The sequence below is a fragment of the Nocardiopsis sp. MG754419 genome (assembly GCF_018207095.1).
Lineage (GTDB): Bacteria > Actinomycetota > Actinomycetes > Streptosporangiales > Streptosporangiaceae > Nocardiopsis.
Genome location: NZ_QOCZ01000001.1, coordinates 58926 through 76613 on the forward strand (window position 1 = coordinate 58926; position 17688 = coordinate 76613).

A 17688-nucleotide genomic window follows, 5' to 3' on the forward strand; every position below is an offset into this window, starting at 1 on the left:
AGGACACCCCCATGAGCCGCACCATTCTCGACGTGCACGTGTTGCAGACCGTGCCGCCCAGCAACCTCAACCGTGACGACACCGGCGCCCCCAAGACCGCCCTCTTCGGCGGCGCGCGCCGTTCCCGTGTCTCCAGCCAGGCGTGGAAGCGCGCCACCCGGCTGGCCTTCGACGCCCTGCTCGCCCCCCAGGAACTGGGGACCCGTACCAAGCGCGTGGCCGAACTGATCGCCACACGCATCCGGGAAATCGACACCTCTATCGAGGAGCCGGAGGCGCTCACCCTCGCGGCCGAGACCGTCCAGGTCGCCACCGGCTCCAGGGTCGAGCCGCCCAAGCGCAAGGTCGACGCCGCCAAGAAGAACGGCGAGCCCTCGCCCGCACCCGAGTCGGCCTACCTCATGTTCCTCAGCGCCCGACAGCGCGACGCGCTCGCCCGGATCGCCGTCGACGGCAAGGACGACATCAAGGCCTTCCTCAAGGACAAGGACAACAAGGCGCGCGCCAAGTCCGCCGCCGACACCCTGCACTCGGTGGACATCGCTCTGTTCGGGCGGATGGTCGCCGACGGGGCCGACGTCAACGTGGACGCCGCGGCCCAGGTCGCGCACGCCATCAGTGTCCACACGGTGGAGAACGAGTCGGACTACTTCACCGCGGTCGACGACAGGAACCCGGAGGAGGAGACCGGTGCCGGGATGATCGGCACCGTCGAGTTCAACTCCGCCACCCTCTACCGGTACGCGGCGGTCGACGTCGACCTGCTCCGCAAGAACCTGGGGGAGGGGCTGCGCGAGGACGAGCCCGTCACCGAGCCGCTCCGCCGAGCGGTCGAGGCCTTCGTTCGTGGTTTCGTCGAATCGCTGCCCACCGGAAAGATCAACACCTTCGGCAACCACACCCTGCCCGACGCGGTCATCGTCAAGCTGCGCGGCGCACGACCGATCAGCTTCGTGGGGGCCTTCGAGGAGCCGGTCGACGCCCGGGACGGTCACGTCGCCCAGGCGAGTGCGCGCCTGGCCGAGTACGTTCCGCAGATCGAACGGGCCTTCGGGGCCGCCGATGACGTCGACACCTGGGTGGTGCGGGTGGGGGAGCGCACCGCCAAGTTGTCCGGGTTGGGCGCCGACGTGACCCTCCCCGAACTCGTCGAGCAGGTCGGTGCCGCCGTCGCGCAGCGTCAGGACCCCCGGTGAGCGGCTCCGTCCCCGCGACGACCGCAACGCTCACCCTGCCCTTGGTGTTCGCCGGCCCGCTCCAGTCCTGGGGTTCGGCCTCGCGCTTCTCCCGACGCGGCACGGAGAACGCGCCCACCAAGAGCGGGGTGATCGGGCTGCTCGCCGCCGCTCTCGGTCGCGATCGTACGGCCGACCTGGCCGATCTGGCCGCGCTGCGGTTCGGGGTGCGTGTGGACCAGCCCGGAACCCGGGTGCGGGACTACCAGACCGCCCACCACCTGGTCACCGACGTGTCCATGCCGGTGTCCGAGCGCTTCTACCTGTCCGACGCGGTGTTCGTGGCGGCGGTGGAAGGCGACCCCGAGCTGGTCGGTGAGTTGTACGGCGCGGTGCGTGCACCGGTCTACCTGCCCTACCTCGGTCGACGCTCCTGCCCGCCCTCGCGCCCGGTCGACCTGGGCGCACCGGTGGCCGGTTCCGTGGAGGACACGCTGCGGGACCAGCCGTGGCAGGCCTCGCCCTGGTACCGGCGGCGGCGTGGTCGGACAGCGTCGCCTCGGGTCGAGCTGACCACGCTCGTGGACGCCGCGCCCGGCGACGGCGGAGCCGATGCCGCGCGCGACCTGCCGCTCAGCTTCGACCCTCGTCACCGGCGTTACGGCATGCGCACGGTACGGCCGGACTCGGTGACGGTCATCGACCCCGGCGCGCACGCGCACCGCGCGGCGGCACCCGCCCACGACCCCCTGTCCGCGCTGGGAGACGACTGATGTACCTCACCCGATTCCGTGTCAACACCCACCGGTCCGGTGCGCGCAAACTCCTGTCCTCACCCCAGGCCATGCACGCCGCCGTGTTGGGCGGCTTCCCCGACCTGCTGCCCAGCGCCGCCGAGAGCGACACCGGGGCCGGTGGATCCGGCGGACCCCGGGTGCTCTGGCGGGTGGACCGCAACGCCACGGCGGAGGTGTTCCTCTACGTCGTGAGCCCTGAACGGCCCGAACTCACGCACCTCGTCGAACAGGCGGGGTGGCCCCACGCGGACGAGGGGTCGGGGTGGCGTAGCCACGACTACGCCGGCTTCCTCGATCGGATCGAAGCGGGACAGAACTGGTCGTTCCGATTGACGGCCAACCCCGTGCACAGCATCCGACGCAAGGACGGGGAGCCGACCAAGCCGACCGCACACGTCACCCCACGCCACCAGGTGGGATGGCTGCTCAAGAAACAGGAGCGGTGCGGTTTCGAGGTGCTGCGCGCCACGGACCCGGACCCGGCCATGCCCGAGGTGGACGGCTACGACGTCCTGGTGCGCGAGCGCGACAGTGCGGGTTTCGACAAGGCCGATCCTCGTCCGGAGCGCAAGGGCCGACGCATGAGGGTGCCCGTGGTCACCGCCACGTTCGACGGCAGGCTGACCGTCACCGATCCCGAAGCGCTGCGCCGTGCGTTGACGTCCGGTATCGGCCGCGCCAAGGCCTACGGCTGTGGACTGCTGACCTTGGCGCCGGTGACCTGATGGCCACGGCGGGGAAACGGGGTGCCCTGACTCCGAGTCAGCTCACCAGGGTCGGTGATCGGAGCTCGTTCGTCTATCTCGAACGGTGCGTGATCCATCGCGAGGACAACGCCATCACCGCCGAGGACGGGGAGGGCGTTCGGCACATCCCGTCCGCGACGATCGGAGTTCTGCTTCTCGGGCCGGGCACCAGGGTCACCCATCAGGCGATGTCCCTCTTGGGCGACAGCGGAACCGGCGTGGTGTGGGTCGGCGAACACGGGGTGCGCTACTACTCGGGCGGGCGCGCCCTGACCCGATCCTCGACGTTGGTCGAAGCCCAGGCCAAGGCCTGGGCCAACATGAGGACCCGGCTCAACGTGGCTCGGGAGATGTACCTCACGCGCTTTCCCGGTGAAGACGTCGAGGGGCGCAACCGGAGGGAGCTGCTCGGTCTGGAGGGCGACCGGGTCAAGGAGTGTTACCGGAAACAGGCCGCCCGCACCGGCGTGGAATGGCGGGGGCGGAAGTTCACCCCGGGCGACTTCGCGGCGGGCGACCCGCCCAATCAGGCCGTCACCGCGGCCGCGCAATGCTTCTACGGCATCGCGCAATCCGTGGTCGCCGCACTCGGGTGTACCCCGGGTTTGGGGTTCGTCCACTCGGGTCACGAGCAGTCCTTCGTGCTGGACGTGGCCGATCTGTACAAGGTCGAGGTGGCGATTCCGGTGGCCTTCGACGTGGTCGCGGAGAGCGATGAGGACGTGGGTGCCAGGACCCGCAGGGCACTCCGTGATCGCGTCCATGAACGCGGTCTCCTCGACAGGTGCGTGGCCGACATCAAGCGTCTGCTGCTTCCCCGCGGGGCGGACGTGGAGGAGACGGACCGTGTCGGTCTTCAGACCGACCGCGGGCCGGACATCGAGTCCGGCCGGAACCTCGGGGTGATCTGGTGACCGTCATCATCCTCACGAACTGCCCCTCGGGCTTGCGCGGTCTGCTCACGAGGTGGTTGTTGCAGATCGCGCCGACGGTGTTCATCGGCAAGCCCTCCGCTCGGGTGCGCCAGGTTCTGTGGGACGAGGTGCACGAGTACGCGGGCAATGGCAGGGCGCTTCTCGTGTACACGACCAATAGTGAACAGGGGTTCGCCTTCGAGACGTTTGAGCACACGTGGAGACCGGTGGACCACGAGGGGATGACGCTCATCGAGCGCCCCAAGAATCAGGAGAAGGCGATCGCCACCCCCAAGAAGGGGTGGAGCAAGGCCTCGAAACGCCGCCGTTTCGCCAAGTAGGAAGCTCTGGGAAGTTTGTAACTTATGTCCAATTCGCAACAATGTGCAGATTCGGCCCTGTTCCGCGGATAACGTCGCAGGTCAGCGAGACTGCTCCCCGCGCACGCGGGGATGGACCCAGGTCCAGGTCCTGTGGGGACAGGTGCCAGGTCTGCTCCCCGCGCACGCGGGGATGGACCCACCACCAGCTACGACGAGGCGGCGGCGCTGATCTGCTCCCCGCGCACGCGGGGATGGACCCTCGCGGAGCGCAGGAATGCGGTTGAGCGATTCCTGCTCCCCGCGCACGCGGGGATGGACCCGAAGAACGCCCCCGGACGGTGTTGCACCACCGCTGCTCCCCGCGCACGCGGGGATGGACCCAGCACCGCCCGCACGTTCGCCGGGTACTACCGCTGCTCCCCGCGCACGCGGGGATGGACCCACCGACGACGCCCCCGACCTGGACGGCGTCATCTGCTCCCCGCGCACGCGGGGATGGACCCGCCGCCAAGGTCGCCATCACCAGACGGCCACCCTGCTCCCCGCGCACGCGGGGATGGACCCGAAGCCACCGAAGGGCCGCTGCACATCGAGGTCTGCTCCCCGCGCACGCGGGGATGGACCCCGGGACTTGATCAGGTTCCAGAGCGTCTGCCCCTGCTCCCCGCGCACGCGGGGATGGACCCTCCTCGGTGTCTTCGGCGTTCGCGATCTCGTTCTGCTCCCCGCGCACGCGGGGTTGAGGCCACAATCGTCACCGCCCAGAGGGTCAGAGTTGGGCGCGGACGCCGGTCTCGCGGGCCAGGCCGGTGATCTGGTCGCCGATGTCGTGGCGGGTGGCCAGGCGCCCGTCACCGCGACGCAGCAGCGGCAGCACCGAGTGCCCTCGGGCGTCCTCCAACTCCAGCGCCAGGGCGGTGTACAGCGCCAGCAGTGCCAGCACCAGCCCGGCCACCCCGGAGACCGTCTCCATCATGCTCGAACCGGTCAGTTCCGCCATCCCGGTGAGGGAGAACCGCAGGCCGCTCCCGACCATCACGAACGCCACGACGAGCTTCTGTGTAGCCCCGGCGATCGGCACCAGCACCGCGATGCCCGCGACGATGAGCAGCACCCCGAGGGCGGCGCTCTGGGTCTGTGGATCGACGGTCAGCTTGACCGTGCCGAACAGGGCCCAGGTGCACCCGAGCACCCCCATGCTGGTGCTGGCGACCGGATCCCTCGCCAGGATCCCGAAGATGGAGGCGAGCGCCATCAGGGGAACGGTGATGATCAGCGCGGCCATGGCCACGATCACCGTCTCGTCCTCGGGGATGATGCCGAGTTGCAGCGCGCTGAACCCGGTGGTCGCGATGGCCACTCCGAGGAAACCCAGGGGCAGCGGTGAGCCCATGGGTCGCAGCATGATGCGGACCATCGAGTGATGGTCCGTCCGCGTCTTCTCGTTGCTGCGATCCTCGTTCATGAAGCCTCCTTGATCTGGATATTCCTCCCCTTTGCCCGACTCATCGGCGCCTAACCGGACCGTGCGGAGACCGAGGGAGTGCCCGACCTGGACCGGGTCCGGCCGGTGCTCGGAGGGTGTTTGACTGGCAGTGGACAGGGGCCGGGTGTCACCGGTCCTTCCGCTGGTCGTGGGGTCCGTTCTGCCTGGAGGGATGGAGGAGGCCGTCGTGGGTCCTCGAATCGGAGTCGTGGTCGGGAGCGGGTTGGTGGTGACGGCCCTGCTCGCCGCGTGCGCACCCGGCGCCGGGAACGCGGAGGGACTTCCTCCCGAGGGCGGGTTCGACTACCAACTGGGCGGCGCCTATCCGCCGCCCGACGGGGTCGAGATCGTCGTGCGCGACTCCTCGGTGGAGCCCGAGCCCGACCTGTACTCCGTCTGCTACGTCAACGGTTTCCAGACCCAGCCGGGCGACCTCGGGTTCTGGGAGGAGCGTGCCCCCGACGTGCTCCTGCGAGACGAGGGCGGGGACCCGGTCGCGGACCCCGGCTGGCCCGACGAGTACCTGCTCGACACCTCGACCGAGGAACTTCGTGAGCGGATCGCGGCTCTGCTCGACGACACCATCGCGCAGTGCGCCGAGGCCGGTTACGACGCGGTCGAGTTCGACAACCTGGACGCGTACCTGCGCTCGTATTCTGCTCTGACCAGCGATGACAATCTCGCGTTGGCGACGCTGCTGGTGGCCTCGGCGCACGACCGGGGCATGGCGGCGGCCCAGAAGAACACCGTGGAGGAGGCCGAACGCGGTAAGGACGAGGTCGGCTTCGACTTCGCCATCACCGAGTCCTGCGCGGCGTGGTCGGAGTGCGGGGGCTACACCCGGGTGTACGGGGAGGAGAACGTGCTCGCCATCGAGTACCCGGAGGACCTGGACGAGGTCGATACCGACTTCGACGCGGCGTGCGCCGTCACCGACACCCCTGCGAGGACGATCCTGCGCGACCTCGCTCTGGTGGCGGAGTCCGAACCCGGGTACGTGTACGCGACCTGTTGAGCCGGACACGGCCCAGCGCGCGGGCGTGCCGGAGCGGGGCGGGGTACCGTGGTCGGGCCTCAATCACACGTCGGGAAGTGCGTAGACATGGCCCCCAAGATCGCCACCAACACCAAGGTCGACCGCGACGGACTGCTGGAGTTCCTCCGCCCCCGGCACCGGGCGCTCCTCCTCACCCGCAAGGCCGACGGCTCCCCGCAGGCCTCGCCCGTGACCTGCGGGGTGGATGAAGAAGGACGCGTCGTGGTGTCCACCTACCCCGAGCGCGCCAAGGCCCGGAACGCCGGGAGGGACGCCCGGGTCAGTGTCGTCGTCCTCTCGGAGGACTTCGACGGCCCCTGGGTCCAGGTGGACGGCAGTGCCGAGGTCATCGACGGGGAGGACGCCGTCGAGCCGTTGGTCGAGTACTTCCGGGTGATCGCGGGCGAGCACCCGGACTGGGACGAGTACCGGGAGGCGATGCGCCGGCAGGGCAAGGCCCTGATCCGGGTCACCCCCGAGAGGTGGGGGCCGATCGCCACCGGTGGTTTCCCCGCCGACAAGGCCTGAGCGTCCTTCGGCGCGCCACGGGTGTGCACGTGTCCGGGCGTCGAGGGTTCCCGTCTCTCCGCGGCCGCCCGAACCCGGGCCGCCGGCAAGCCGAGGCTCTGAGGAGCGCGATCTAACCGGCGGCCTCGGCGAAGGCGGCGGCCGACACCACCGAGTCCGCTCCGAAGGCGACCTGCCCCACCGCCACCTCGGGCGGCACGGCGGCGCGCACCGCGGCCACCGCTGCGGCGCCGAAGCCGCCACAGAGTTCGACGAGTTTCACGCCCTCGGTCGCCGCGAGTTCCGCGGCGACCGAGGGTGCTTTGTCGGTGCCCGGTACCGGTACCAGTAGTGTGCGTTGGCCCGCCCGGTCGATGACGGTGCGGTCGGCGATGGGGTCGGTTCCGGGGTGTTCGAAAACGTAGGCCCAGGTGAGGCTCATGGCAGTCTCCTCGTCTCGTGTCCCCCGAACCTAGGACCTCAAGCGGACTTCAGGTCAAGTCTGGTGGTGTCCGCTCTCGTCCATGGTCGTGGAACGAGGGTCGGTGCGCCGTTCGGACTGTGCCGCCCTGCCCTGTCCCGCCCTGTCCTGGCGGGGCCAACGCCGGGGCGACGTCCGGTGCGTGCGCCACCCGAGGTCCTGGTCGGCCCGCGTGCGGGGTCGGCGACGACGGGTGGTCGCCCCGGAGTGCCCGGCGGGCGGGGGACCCCCGCCCCGAGTGGCACCGACCACCTCCGGGTGCAGGTCCGTGCGTGCACCCGCGCCCCGGTCGTCGGTCGTGTCACCGTGTCGGCGGTGGTCCGGATCACCTCGATCCTCTAAGGCGAGTTTTCCTACCTGCATGCTATTTTTTGTCCGGTCAAGAGTTCCCGCCGTCTGGCTCGGCAGGCGGGGCAGCAACCCTCGTACGGCGGTGGGGTGCTCCCGAGCAAGACCAGGCGCCCGAGGCCCCACGGGCGCAAGTGCTCTGCGGCGCGGCGCGGGTCCACCGCGTGGACCCGCGTGCCCACGGCCCCTCCCCGGCCGTCGGTTCCCGAGAGGAAGAACGTGTCCCAGTCTCCGACCCCGCCGGGCCTCCTGCCCGTGTCCGGTCCCGCCGTCGCCGCCGTCCTCGACCTCTACGCCCCGCAGACCAACGGTGTCGACAACGGCCCCAGCCTGCGCTTTCGCAACGAGATCCTGTCCGAACCGGAGGCCCGGCGCACGCTGGTGGCGGGGATCGACCGCCAGGAGGTCGTCGACACGATCTACATCGACCACCACCGCCTGGCCACGTCCTTCCTCAGCACCACCGCCGGAGGCCACGTCGACCGGTCCGCGCACCTGGAGTACGACCCCGACCACGCCGAGGAGCTTCTGGACGTCACCATCCAGGCCTGGATCCTCGACCTGCTGGAGGACCTCCAGGAAGAACTCGGCCCGACCCACCTGTTCATCTCACACGACCTCGCGGTCGTACGGCGCCTCTCGCACACCCTCTCGGTGATGCGCGAGGGCAGGGTGGGGGAGTCGGGACTCACCGAGGAGATCTTCGCCGCACCGCGGCACACCTGCACGCGAGGCCTGATCGAGGCCGTCCCCGGTCGTCGCGAACCCGTGCCGCTCACCCTGCCCTGACCGCCCCGCATCCCATCAAGGAGTACGGAAAGTGACCACAGTGCCCAAACAGCTCGGATTCTTCACGCGTGTGCTGGACGCGGCGCCCCCGGCGGAGCGCTACCGGCTGGCCATCGAACAGATCCGGCACGCCGAGGCCCACGGCTACGACAGTGCGTGGGTCGCCCAGCACCACTTCGACGGCGACGAGGGCGGGCTGCCGTCCCCGTTGGTGTTCCTGGCCCGGGCGGCGGCCGACACCGAGCGCATCCGCCTCGGCACCGGAGTGGTCACCCTCCCCCTGGAGGACCCGGTCCGGGTGGCCGAGGACGCCGCCGTCCTTGACCTGCTCGGGGACGGCCGACTGGAGTTGGGGCTGAGCTCCGGCGGCACCCCCACGACGTTTCCGAGCTTCGGGGTGGAGTTCGAGGAACGGCGTGAGGCGTTCGCCCGCAAACACGAGACGCTCCTCGCGGCGCTGTCCGGCGCGCCCTTCGACCACACCGGCAACCGTCTCCACCCGGCCCGTCCCGAACTCCTGGACCGGTTGTGGCTGGCCACCTTCTCCGCGCCGCTCGCCGTGACCGCGGGCCGCCACGGTCACGGGCTGATGCTTTCGCGCACCCAGCCCCGTCCCGCCCAGGCCCCGGACACGGCCCTGTGGGACATCCAGAACCCTCTCATCGACACCTATCTGGAACACCTGGAGCCGGGGACCGCCCCGCGGATCAGCGTGGCCCGCACCCTGTTCGTGGCCGACGACCGCGACGAGGCGCTGCGCCTGGCCGAACGCGGCTACCGCACCACCCGCTTCGCCCGGGCCACCCTGGGGGACGACGTCGACCGGCTGCCCGTGACCGAACTCCTGACCCGACTCGACGCGCACGTGGGAACCCCGGAGGACGTCCTGGAGTCGCTCTCCCAGGACACGGCCCTGCCGCGCGCCACCCACCTGTCCTTCCAGGTCCACTCGGTGGACCCGCCGCACGAGCACGTGCTGCGCTCCATCGAACTCGTCGCCGAGCGGGTGGCCCCCGAACTCGGCTGGACCCCGGCCGCCAGCGCCTGACCGCGTCGACCGCGCGGTGCCACGGGTCCCCTTGCCCCGGGGCCCGAGCACCGGGTCCCCACCGCGCGGTGCCACCGGCCCCGACCCATCCCGACGCCCACCGACCCAAACCCCGCGACCAAGGAGGCACCCCGGCGGACGACCTCGTCGACCGTCTCCTCGACGTCGCCCCCGCAGACCCGCAGACCCGCAGACCCGCAGACCCGCCGGACCTGGTGCGGGCCGCGATCCGCGGTCCCGGCGCCCGAACGCGCCCTGCTCGGCGCGGCGACCGCCGTCGCGCCGGACCACGCCCACCTGCTGATCCTGCGCCCACGTGAGGCCGCACCGGACGACCTGAGCGTCTTGGCCGACGTCGGCTGGTTCACCACCGCCATCGTCACCCTGTCCCGGCTCGTCTCCTTCCCGGCCTTCCAGGTCCGGCCGGTCCACGGCCTGGAGGTCCTGTCCCGAACGGAGGCCGCGTGAACACCCCACCCGTGAACGCACCGTCCGCGTCGCACCGTCCCGACCACTTCACCCGGGCCGGGGAGCCCCGGCTCGCGCCGCTCACCGAGCACGAGCCGACCTCGCGCCATCGTGAGGCGCTCGTCGAGGAGTCCCGCGCGCGGACGCCCTACTTCGCGCTGCCGGTCCGCGACCCGGACGCCCTGCAGGCACGGACCCGCGCCGACTTCGACATCTTCCACAACACCGACGACGGGCTGCCCCGGGCCGAACGCGAACTCGCCTCCACCGCCGTGTCCCGCTTCAACGGCCGCGTGTTCCGCGGGTCGGTGCACGCGCGACTCGCCGCCCGCCCGGCGACCCGGCGCGAGGACGTCGACCGTCTGTTGGCCGAGGGGGTGGGGACCGACACCGGCCACCTCCGGTGGAACGCCGTCGTGCGCGCCGCCGTGGCCCTGTCGGCCACTCCCGTGGAGTTCGACGCCGAGCACGTGGCGGAGCCGCGGTCCCTCGGCGCGACGGACGCCGACATCGTCGACATCGTCGACAGCGCGGCCTTCTTCACCTGGGCCAACCGCCTCATACTCTCCTTGGGTGAGCCGGTACACCCGCACACGCTCCGCGCGTCCCGCGCCGGGCAGGAAGGAGACCGATGAGTTTCCCGAGCAACCTCGACCACCTCGTCTACGCCGTACCGGACCTGGAGGCGGCCGTGCCCGCCTTCGCCGAACGCACCGGCGTCACGCCGGTGCCCGGTGGACGGCACCCCGTGGGTTCGGCCAACGCCCTGGTCGCCCTCACCGTAGGGTCCGAACGTGCCCCGTACTACCTGGAGATCGTCGGCCCCGACCCCGCCCGCACCGAGCCGGTGCGGGTCTTCGGCCTGGCCGATCTGGACCACCCCCACCTGGCCACCTTCGCGGTCCGCGTCGATGACGACCTGACCACGGTGGTGGAACGAGCCCGCGCGGTGGGCCACGACCCCGGGGACGTCGAGCCCTGGTCCCGGGCCACGCCGGACGGCGATGTCCTGCGCTGGCACCTGGCCAAACGCGAACCGAAGGCCTACCCCGCGCCGGTGCCCTTCCTCATCGACTGGGGGAGCACCCCGCAACCCGGCCTGGGCGACCTGCCCACGCTGGAACTGGTGTCCCTGCGCGCCGTACACCCGGATCCGGCCTCGCTCGCCCCGGCCCTGGCGGCGTTCGGCGTCGATCTGGAGGTCTCGACCGGCCCCGTGCCGTCGCTGGAGGCCGTTCTGCGCGGCCCACAGGGGGAGTTCGTCCTACGCTGATGGGCCGCCGCTCCGTGCCGTTGGTCGGTGCTCCGGGAGCCTTGGGGAACGCGGTTCACACGGCCCGGGACGACGAGGTCCCTCCCCCCGTCCACGGTCCGTTCCCCGACGCCGTCCCGCGCGTCCTGCGCTCCCCGCGGATCGCGCGGGCGGTCCGGCGACGGCGGCATCCGGACCAACGCCCGCACCCGGGTTTTCCCATCTCTTGCCGGCCATCGTTTTCGGTCGACGTAGGCCGGGTAACCGTACCCCCACATGCCTCAACCATCACGAACCCATGGAACAGGGGAGCACATGCCGCAGGCCCACCACCGCACACGCGACGAACGGGGGCACCGATGCGCGGCCTGAAGACGTCTCTGGCCCTGGCCGGAGCACACTGGGCCTGGAAACGGCACCGCCGCGGGTCCGCTCCACCTCCCTCGACCACCCGGCGCAACGCCGAATTCCTCGCCTTGGGCGCGGCCGCCGCCGCGCTCGGCGTGGGGGCCTCGGCCCTGTCCGAGCACCGCCGGGCACGCCGCATGAGCGGCAAGGTCGCGCTCGTCACCGGTGGCTCGCGCGGACTCGGTCTCCAACTGGCCCGGGAGTTCGGCGCCTCCGGGGCCTCGGTGGTCATCTGCGCCCGAGGCCGCGAGGACCTGGACCGGGCGGTCGCCGAACTCACCGGACGCGGCGTCGAGGCCCACGGGGTGGTCTGCGACGTCACCGACCCCGAGGAGATCGAGGCGCTGCTGGACGCCGCCGTCACGCGGTTCGGCCGCCTGGACGTGGTCGTCAACAGCGCCGGGACCATGCGGGTGGGCCCGCAGGAGACCCACTCCGACGCGGACTTCGCCCAGGCCATGGACATCATGTTCTGGGGGCCCTTCCACCTGTCCCGCGCCGCTGTGGAACGCATGCGGGCGGCGGGCGGCGGCACCCTGGTCAACGTCACCTCGATCGGGGCCTACCTGTCGGTGCCTCACATGCTGCCGTACTCGGTGGCCAAGCACGCCTGGGCGGCCCTGTCCGAGGGCCTGGCCGCCGAGACCGGGGGCACCGGGGTGCGGGTCACCACGGTGGCGCCCGGGCTCATGCGCACCGGTTCGCACAAGGGCGTGGTCTTCTCGGGAGACCCCGAACGGGAGTACGCCTGGTTCGCCCTGGCCGCCGGGCTTCCCCTGCTCAGTGTGAGCGCCGAGCACGCCGCACGGAGCATCGTGCACGCCGCCGCGACCGGCCGCGGCTTCCTGGTCGTCTCCCCGGTGGCCCGGCTGGGCATGGCGATGCACGGTGTGGCCCCGGGCCTCACCCAGCGGATCATGCGTCTGGCGGGCCGCGCGCTGCCCACGGCCCTCGATCCCGCGGAGGAGCGCTCCGGGGCGGAGGCGGCCGACTCCCGCGTCGGACGCCTGGTCGACACCGTCACCGTGCTCAACGAACGCGCCGGACGCCGGATGAACCAGCGCCCGGCCTCGGAAGGGGAGCGGACCCACGGTGGGGGCCGGTCCACCGGCTCCGGCGAGGCCGTCGACGCCGCTCGGGACCCCGACCTGTCGGGTGCGCGGGTCCCCGAGGACGAGGGTGGGCCGCCCCCGGAGCGGTAGGCGGGGAGCGACCACGCGGCCGTTCCTCACATGGATCTCATGTCGCCCGGGCAACACCCACCACGACCCCCACAGAAGGCGGTCGCAGGAGAGGAGAGAGTCGGATGTCCGTTCACACGAAGCAGCAGTCCCTGCGTCAGCCCGATCCGATGCCACCGGACCCGTTCCCGCCGGCGCCCATGCCGCCCGAACCGGTTCCCCCGGAGCCGAGCCCGGATCCGCTGCCCGAACCGGGGCCGCCCGGTCCCATCCCGGACCCGCCGGGCCCCGAACCCGCACCGGAACCCGCCTGAGAGAGGGAACCGCTGATCAAGGACCCGTCGTGGGGCGCACCGGAACCGGTGCGCCCCACGGGGCTGTTCGGGTCCTGGTGGCTACTCTCGGTCACCCCCCTTGACGTGTGCGCGACCACTGCCTAGCTTCATCGGGAAACAATCCTTCCGGATCCGCGGCGACCCCTGCCGTGACCGATCCGCTCCCCGTCGGAGGACACCTTGGCGCGTTACCGCACCACCCCCGGTCACCCCTACCGGACCCTCTCCCTGGCCACCGTGGGAGCGCTCCTCCTCGGTGCCGCCCTGTTCGGCACCGGCTCACCCGAGACGGCCGCACCCGTCTCCGCCACCACCGACACCGCCTCCACCGCCATCGACCAGCACGGACGACTGGCCGTCTGCGGCATCAAGCTCTGCGACGAGAACGGCGAACAGGTCCAGCTCACCGGGATGAGCTCGCACGGGTTGCAGTGGTACGACCACTGCCTCACCGACGGTTCCCTGGACGCCCTGGCCGACGACTGGAACGCCGACGTCCTGCGCGTGTCCATGTACATCCAGGAGGGCGGCTACGAGACCGACCCGCGTGGATTCACCGACCGGGTGCACGAACTCATCGAGGAGGGCACCGAGCGGGGCCTGTACGTCATCGTGGACTGGCACATGCTCACCCCCGGCGACCCGAACCACAACACCGACCTCGCGCTCGACTTCTTCTCCGAGATCGCCTCGGTCCACGCCGACAAGGACAACCTGCTCTACGAGATCGCCAACGAACCCAACGGGGTCTCCTGGGACGCGATCAAGAGCTACTCGGAGGAGGTCATCCCGGTGATCCGGGAGGCCGACCCCGAGGCGCTCGTGCTGGTCGGCACCCGCGCCTGGTCCTCGTTGGGCGTGTCGGAGAGCGCGGACCACACCGAGATCCTCGCCGACCCGGTGGACGCCGACAACATCATGTACGTCTACCACTTCTACGCCGCCTCCCACGGGGGCGTGCACTACGACGTCTTCGAGCAGGCCGTCCAGGAGCTGCCCCTGTTCGTCACCGAGTTCGGTACCCAGGAGCACACCGGTGACGGCCCCGACGACTTCGCGTCCGCCCAGCGCTACCTCGACCTCATGGCCCAGGAGCAGATCAGCTGGGTGAACTGGAACTTCTCCGACGACTTCCGCTCCGGCGCGGTCTTCGAGCCCGGCACCTGCGACGCGGGCGGCCCCTGGACCGGTACCGACGGGCTCAAGCCCGCGGGGGAGTGGATCCGCGACCAGATCCGTACCAGCGGCCTGTCCGGCTGACCCGACGTGACGACGGGCCCCGGGGAGGCGTCCTCCCCGGGCCCGTCCGTGCCGCCGGCACCGGTCGGCGTGCGATGCGTCCTACTCGGTGGCGATGGTGAGCTCGTCGGCGGCGTCCACGTCCACCACGGTCCGGTCGCCCGCGGCGATCTGCCGGTCCAGCACCATCCTGGACAGCCGGTTGCCCACGTTGCGCTGGATGGTCCGGGCCAGGGGCCGCGCTCCGAACTCGGGCTGGTATCCGCGTCGGGCCAGCCACCGCACCGCCTCGTCGGTGAAGCGGATCGTGATGTCCTGCGCCCGCAGGCGCTCCTCGGTCCGGGCCAGCATCAGGCGGGTGATCCGAGCGATCTCCTCCTCGCCCAATTGCTGGAAGACGATGACCTCGTCGATACGGTTGAGGAACTCGGGTCGGAACTCCTCACGGAGCCGGCGCATGACCCGGCGTTCGGTGTCGGGATCCATCTGCCCGTCCGTGGTGAACCCCATCGGGCCGCCGCCGGTGATCACCTCCGACCCCAGGTTGCTCGTCATGATGATCACGGTGTTGCGAAAGTCCACGGTCCGGCCCTGACCGTCGGTCAGACGACCGTCGTCCAACACCTGCAACAGCAGGTTGAACACGTCCGGGTGGGCCTTCTCCACCTCGTCGAGCAGCAGCACCGAGTAGGGGTGGCGTCGCACCGCCTCGGTGAGCTGACCGGCCTCCTCGTACCCCACGAACCCGGGAGGGGCACCGGTGAGCCGGGCGGCGGTGTGCCGCTCCTGGAACTCGCTCATGTCGAGCCGGACCATGGAGTCGTCGGAACCGAACAGTGCCTCCGCCAGCGCCCTGGCCAGCTCCGTCTTGCCCACGCCGGTCGGGCCCAGGAACAGGAAGCCGCCCACCGGGCGGTCCGGGTCGCCCAGGCCCGCGCGGTTGCGGCGGATGGCCTCCGACACCGCGACGACCGCCTCGTTCTGGCCGATCACCCGGTCGTGCAGCACCTCTTCCAGGTTGACCAGACGGTCCCGTTCCTCCTGGGTCAGCTGGGCCACCGGGATGCCGGTGCTGCGCGAGACCACCTCGGCGATGTCGGCCGGACCCACCTCGGGAACGGCCGAGCCGGTCCCGCGTGCCTGGTGCACGCCGCTCTTGGCGGCGTTGATCTCGTCGCGCAGCCGGGAGGCCTTCTCGTAGTCCTCCTCCTGGACCGCGCGTTCCTTCTGCTCCTCCAGCTCCTTGAGCCGTTTCTCCATCTCGCGCAGCGCCGAACTGGAGGTCTTGAGCCGCAGACGGACCCGGGCACCGGCCTGGTCGACGAGGTCGATCGCCTTGTCGGGCAGGAACCGGTCGGTGACGTAACGGTCGGACAGCTCGGCCGCGGCCACCAGGCTCTCGTCGTCGAACCGGACCTGGTGGTGGGCCTCGTAGCGGTCGCTCAACCCGCGCAGGATGTCGACGGTGTCCTCCACCGACGGTTCGGGCACCTGGATGGGCTGGAACCGACGCTCCAGCGCGGCGTCCTTCTCGATGTTCCTGCGGTACTCGTCCACCGTCGTGGCACCGATGATGTGCAGTTCACCGCGGGCCAACGCGGGCTTGAGCATGTTCCCGGCGCTGGTCGACCCCTCCGAGGCGCCCGCACCGACGATCGTGTGGATCTCGTCGATGAAGATGAGCAGCTCCTCGGAGTGGGCGCGGATCTCGTCGACGATGCCGTTGAGCCGCTCCTCGAAGTCGCCCCGGTAACGCGTGCCCGCCACGATCCCGGACAGGTCCAGCTGGACCAGACGCCGTCCGCGCAGGGCGTCGGGCACGTCGTCGTCGAAGATCCGCTGGGCGATGCCCTCGACGATCGCGGTCTTGCCCACACCGGGGTCACCGATGAGCACGGGGTTGTTCTTGCGTCGCCTGGCCAGCACCTCGATGCACTGTTCGACCTCGTCGTCGCGGCCCACCACCGGGTCCAGACGACCCTCGCGGGCGAGCGCGGTCATGTCGGTGCCGAACTCGTCCAGGGTCGGCGTCGGCGACGGTTCGGCCTCCGCCTGTTCACCGGAGGGCGCGGGCCCGGCGGCCTTTTGCAGCGACTCCGGGGTGACCCCCTGGTCGCGCAGCAGCTGTCCGACCGGGTGGTCGAGGTTGAGCGCCAACGCGAACAGGATGTGCTCGGGAAGGATCGCGGGGCTTCGGGTGGCCCGGGAGATCTGTAGGGCGTCGAGGAGGGCGCGCTTGGCCGAGGGGGTCAGTCGTGCCGAACCGCGTACCGCGCGGGGGGCCTGCGCGACCGCCTGCTCGATCACGTCCTCCAACGGTCGCGCGTCCGCGTCGGTGCGCTCCACGAGCTTGCGCGTGGGCGCGTAGCGCAACAGGCCCCAGAGCAGGTGGACGGAGTCGACGTCGGAGCCCCCGTTCTCCAGGGCGCGTCGGGCCGCGGCGTCGGCGACCTGTTGGGCGTCGGGGCTCATCAACTTCGACAGGTCGACGCGTCGGACGGGCCCGCGGGCGCCGAGGAACCTGGCCAGGAACTCGTCGAAGGAGCCGGGTTCGCCGCCCGGACCTTCGGGATTGTCGTGTGTCATCTCGTCTCGTCCCCCGTGTGGTGACCGGCCGGAGTCATGGCGTGATCACCCTATGTGGTTGAGTGCAATTCGGTCGGTAACGACCAGCCGGATGGGGCCGTCCGCGATCTCTGTTCCCACACTCCCCAGGACCCCCGGGGTCCACACGTGTCGGGAGCCGTGGTGCGGCCCATCCCCGCCCTTTTCGCTCCGAGCCGAGCCGCCCCCGGCGCACTCTCGCCCGTTCCGGTGTCGTCCGTCCGGGTGGCGGTTCGGGTCGCACTGCCGTGGGGTCCACGGTGCGCAGGCCCGCCCTGATGGTGGACCGCGTCCGGGACGCCGGTGGGAGTCACCCCCGCGCGGGGGGGGAGGCGGGGCGAAGAGCTAAGGGGACGCGCGGACTCCGGCCCTCTGTTCCCGGCCGCTCCCTCGCTCGTGGTCGGCGCCGACCGACCCTGGGCGGGTCCGCGCCGATGGCGCGGCGCACCGACCACGACCACGATCCCGTTCGGACCCACACGCGCAGGGAGGGAACGGCCGTTCCGTCGTGGTGACGGGGACGGCCGTTCCCTCCCGCTCCTGCGTGGCGG

At 71.1% G+C, this 17688-nt stretch carries 18 protein-coding genes, 1 CRISPR repeat array and 1 riboswitch; of the genes, 15 read left to right on the forward strand and 3 right to left on the reverse strand.

Annotation, left to right across the window (positions count from 1 at the left end; all coding sequences use genetic code 11):
- The first annotated feature begins 11 nt into the window (after positions 1-11).
- The 5 genes from cas7e to cas2e are packed head-to-tail and all read left to right on the forward strand — an operon-like array spanning position 12 to position 3973.
- On the forward strand, positions 12-1196 hold the full coding sequence (gene cas7e, locus DSY14_RS00265) for a type I-E CRISPR-associated protein Cas7/Cse4/CasC (RefSeq protein ID WP_211714343.1): 1185 nt from the start codon (positions 12-14) through the stop codon (positions 1194-1196).
- Positions 1193-1948, forward strand: a complete 756-nt coding sequence (gene cas5e / locus DSY14_RS00270; protein ID WP_307851085.1) for a type I-E CRISPR-associated protein Cas5/CasD — start codon at positions 1193-1195, stop codon at positions 1946-1948. The genes cas7e and cas5e overlap by 4 nt, the downstream gene beginning before the upstream one ends.
- Positions 1948-2697, forward strand: a complete 750-nt coding sequence (cas6e, locus tag DSY14_RS00275; protein WP_211714344.1) for a type I-E CRISPR-associated protein Cas6/Cse3/CasE — start codon at positions 1948-1950, stop codon at positions 2695-2697. The genes cas5e and cas6e overlap by 1 nt, the downstream gene beginning before the upstream one ends.
- On the forward strand, positions 2697-3632 hold the full coding sequence (cas1e, locus tag DSY14_RS00280) for a type I-E CRISPR-associated endonuclease Cas1e (RefSeq protein WP_211714345.1): 936 nt from the start codon (positions 2697-2699) through the stop codon (positions 3630-3632). Before cas6e ends, cas1e begins: the two co-directional genes overlap by 1 nt.
- Positions 3629-3973 (forward strand): type I-E CRISPR-associated endoribonuclease Cas2e, encoded by a 345-nt coding sequence (cas2e, locus tag DSY14_RS00285; protein WP_211714346.1) that lies wholly within the window; start codon positions 3629-3631, stop codon positions 3971-3973. Before cas1e ends, cas2e begins: the two co-directional genes overlap by 4 nt.
- 90 nt (positions 3974-4063) lie before the next feature.
- Positions 4064-4702: a CRISPR direct-repeat array (repeat unit 29 nt; unit sequence CTGCTCCCCGCGCACGCGGGGATGGACCC).
- A gap of 22 nt (positions 4703-4724) precedes the next feature.
- On the opposite strand, the gene DSY14_RS00290 is transcribed toward cas2e, so the two are convergent.
- The gene (locus DSY14_RS00290; protein ID WP_211714347.1) at positions 4725-5420 is read right to left on the reverse strand and encodes a GPR1/FUN34/YaaH family transporter; all 696 of its coding nucleotides are present in this window, start codon (positions 5418-5420) and stop codon (positions 4725-4727) included.
- Between the two features lie 208 nt (positions 5421-5628).
- Between DSY14_RS00290 and DSY14_RS00295 the strand changes: the two genes are divergently transcribed.
- Together DSY14_RS00295 and DSY14_RS00300 are read left to right on the forward strand one after the other, a co-directional pair.
- On the forward strand, positions 5629-6456 hold the full coding sequence (locus DSY14_RS00295; protein ID WP_307851086.1) for an endo alpha-1,4 polygalactosaminidase: 828 nt from the start codon (positions 5629-5631) through the stop codon (positions 6454-6456).
- An 87-nt stretch (positions 6457-6543) separates the two neighbouring features.
- Positions 6544-7005 carry a PPOX class F420-dependent oxidoreductase gene (locus DSY14_RS00300; RefSeq protein WP_211714349.1) on the forward strand — a complete coding sequence of 154 codons (462 nt, stop codon included), beginning with the start codon at positions 6544-6546 and terminating at the stop codon, positions 7003-7005.
- Between the two features lie 112 nt (positions 7006-7117).
- Here the strand turns inward: DSY14_RS00300 and DSY14_RS00305 are convergent, their stop codons facing one another.
- Positions 7118-7426 carry a DUF6506 family protein gene (locus DSY14_RS00305; protein ID WP_211714350.1) on the reverse strand — a complete coding sequence of 103 codons (309 nt, stop codon included), beginning with the start codon at positions 7424-7426 and terminating at the stop codon, positions 7118-7120.
- Positions 7427-7842: 416 nt separating this feature from the next.
- Positions 7843-7956: riboswitch (SAM riboswitch) on the forward strand.
- Between the two features lie 76 nt (positions 7957-8032).
- Between DSY14_RS00305 and DSY14_RS28595 the strand changes: the two genes are divergently transcribed.
- The 8 genes from DSY14_RS28595 to DSY14_RS00345 all read left to right on the forward strand — a co-directional run bounded on the left by DSY14_RS28595 (position 8033) and on the right by DSY14_RS00345 (position 14554).
- Positions 8033-8602 (forward strand): hypothetical protein, encoded by a 570-nt coding sequence (locus DSY14_RS28595; protein WP_249187093.1) that lies wholly within the window; start codon positions 8033-8035, stop codon positions 8600-8602.
- A 31-nt stretch (positions 8603-8633) separates the two neighbouring features.
- On the forward strand, positions 8634-9650 hold the full coding sequence (locus DSY14_RS00315) for a putative FMN-dependent luciferase-like monooxygenase (RefSeq protein WP_307851087.1): 1017 nt from the start codon (positions 8634-8636) through the stop codon (positions 9648-9650).
- 345 nt (positions 9651-9995) lie between these two features.
- Complete coding sequence (locus tag DSY14_RS29145; RefSeq protein WP_283091564.1) at positions 9996-10118, forward strand: hypothetical protein; 123 nt, start codon at positions 9996-9998, stop codon at positions 10116-10118.
- The gene (locus tag DSY14_RS00325; protein ID WP_211714351.1) at positions 10115-10753 is read left to right on the forward strand and encodes a peroxidase-related enzyme; all 639 of its coding nucleotides are present in this window, start codon (positions 10115-10117) and stop codon (positions 10751-10753) included. The genes DSY14_RS29145 and DSY14_RS00325 overlap by 4 nt, the downstream gene beginning before the upstream one ends.
- Positions 10750-11391 carry a VOC family protein gene (locus DSY14_RS00330; protein ID WP_211714352.1) on the forward strand — a complete coding sequence of 214 codons (642 nt, stop codon included), beginning with the start codon at positions 10750-10752 and terminating at the stop codon, positions 11389-11391. Before DSY14_RS00325 ends, DSY14_RS00330 begins: the two co-directional genes overlap by 4 nt.
- A 338-nt stretch (positions 11392-11729) precedes the next feature.
- A complete protein-coding gene (locus tag DSY14_RS00335; RefSeq protein ID WP_211714353.1) occupies positions 11730-12980 on the forward strand; it encodes an SDR family oxidoreductase in 1251 nt (416 codons plus the stop codon).
- Positions 12981-13084: 104 nt separating this feature from the next.
- A complete protein-coding gene (locus tag DSY14_RS00340; RefSeq protein ID WP_211714354.1) occupies positions 13085-13273 on the forward strand; it encodes a hypothetical protein in 189 nt (62 codons plus the stop codon).
- 201 nt (positions 13274-13474) lie between these two features.
- A complete protein-coding gene (locus tag DSY14_RS00345; RefSeq protein ID WP_211714355.1) occupies positions 13475-14554 on the forward strand; it encodes a glycoside hydrolase family 5 protein in 1080 nt (359 codons plus the stop codon).
- Between the two features lie 81 nt (positions 14555-14635).
- Here DSY14_RS00345 and DSY14_RS00350 read toward each other — a convergent pair whose 3' ends face one another.
- A complete protein-coding gene (locus DSY14_RS00350; protein ID WP_211714356.1) occupies positions 14636-17119 on the reverse strand; it encodes an ATP-dependent Clp protease ATP-binding subunit in 2484 nt (827 codons plus the stop codon).
- Between the last annotated feature and the right edge of the window lie 569 nt (positions 17120-17688).

Bases quoted from the DNA above. Each gene is read 5' to 3' on its own strand.
- DSY14_RS00330 (WP_211714352.1), top strand. From the start codon at position 10,750: ATGAGTTTCCCGAGCAACCTCGACCACCTCGTCTACGCCGTACCGGAC.
- DSY14_RS00300 (WP_211714349.1), top strand. From the start codon at position 6,544: ATGGCCCCCAAGATCGCCACCAACACCAAGGTCGACCGCGACGGACTG.
- DSY14_RS00340 (WP_211714354.1), top strand. From the start codon at position 13,085: ATGTCCGTTCACACGAAGCAGCAGTCCCTGCGTCAGCCCGATCCGATG.
- DSY14_RS00350 (WP_211714356.1), bottom strand. From the start codon at position 17,119: ATGACACACGACAATCCCGAAGGTCCGGGCGGCGAACCCGGCTCCTTC.
- DSY14_RS00290 (WP_211714347.1), bottom strand. From the start codon at position 5,420: ATGAACGAGGATCGCAGCAACGAGAAGACGCGGACGGACCATCACTCG.
- cas7e (WP_211714343.1), top strand. From the start codon at position 12: ATGAGCCGCACCATTCTCGACGTGCACGTGTTGCAGACCGTGCCGCCC.
- DSY14_RS00335 (WP_211714353.1), top strand. From the start codon at position 11,730: ATGCGCGGCCTGAAGACGTCTCTGGCCCTGGCCGGAGCACACTGGGCC.
- cas1e (WP_211714345.1), top strand. From the start codon at position 2,697: ATGGCCACGGCGGGGAAACGGGGTGCCCTGACTCCGAGTCAGCTCACC.
- DSY14_RS00305 (WP_211714350.1), bottom strand. From the start codon at position 7,426: ATGAGCCTCACCTGGGCCTACGTTTTCGAACACCCCGGAACCGACCCC.
- cas6e (WP_211714344.1), top strand. From the start codon at position 1,948: ATGTACCTCACCCGATTCCGTGTCAACACCCACCGGTCCGGTGCGCGC.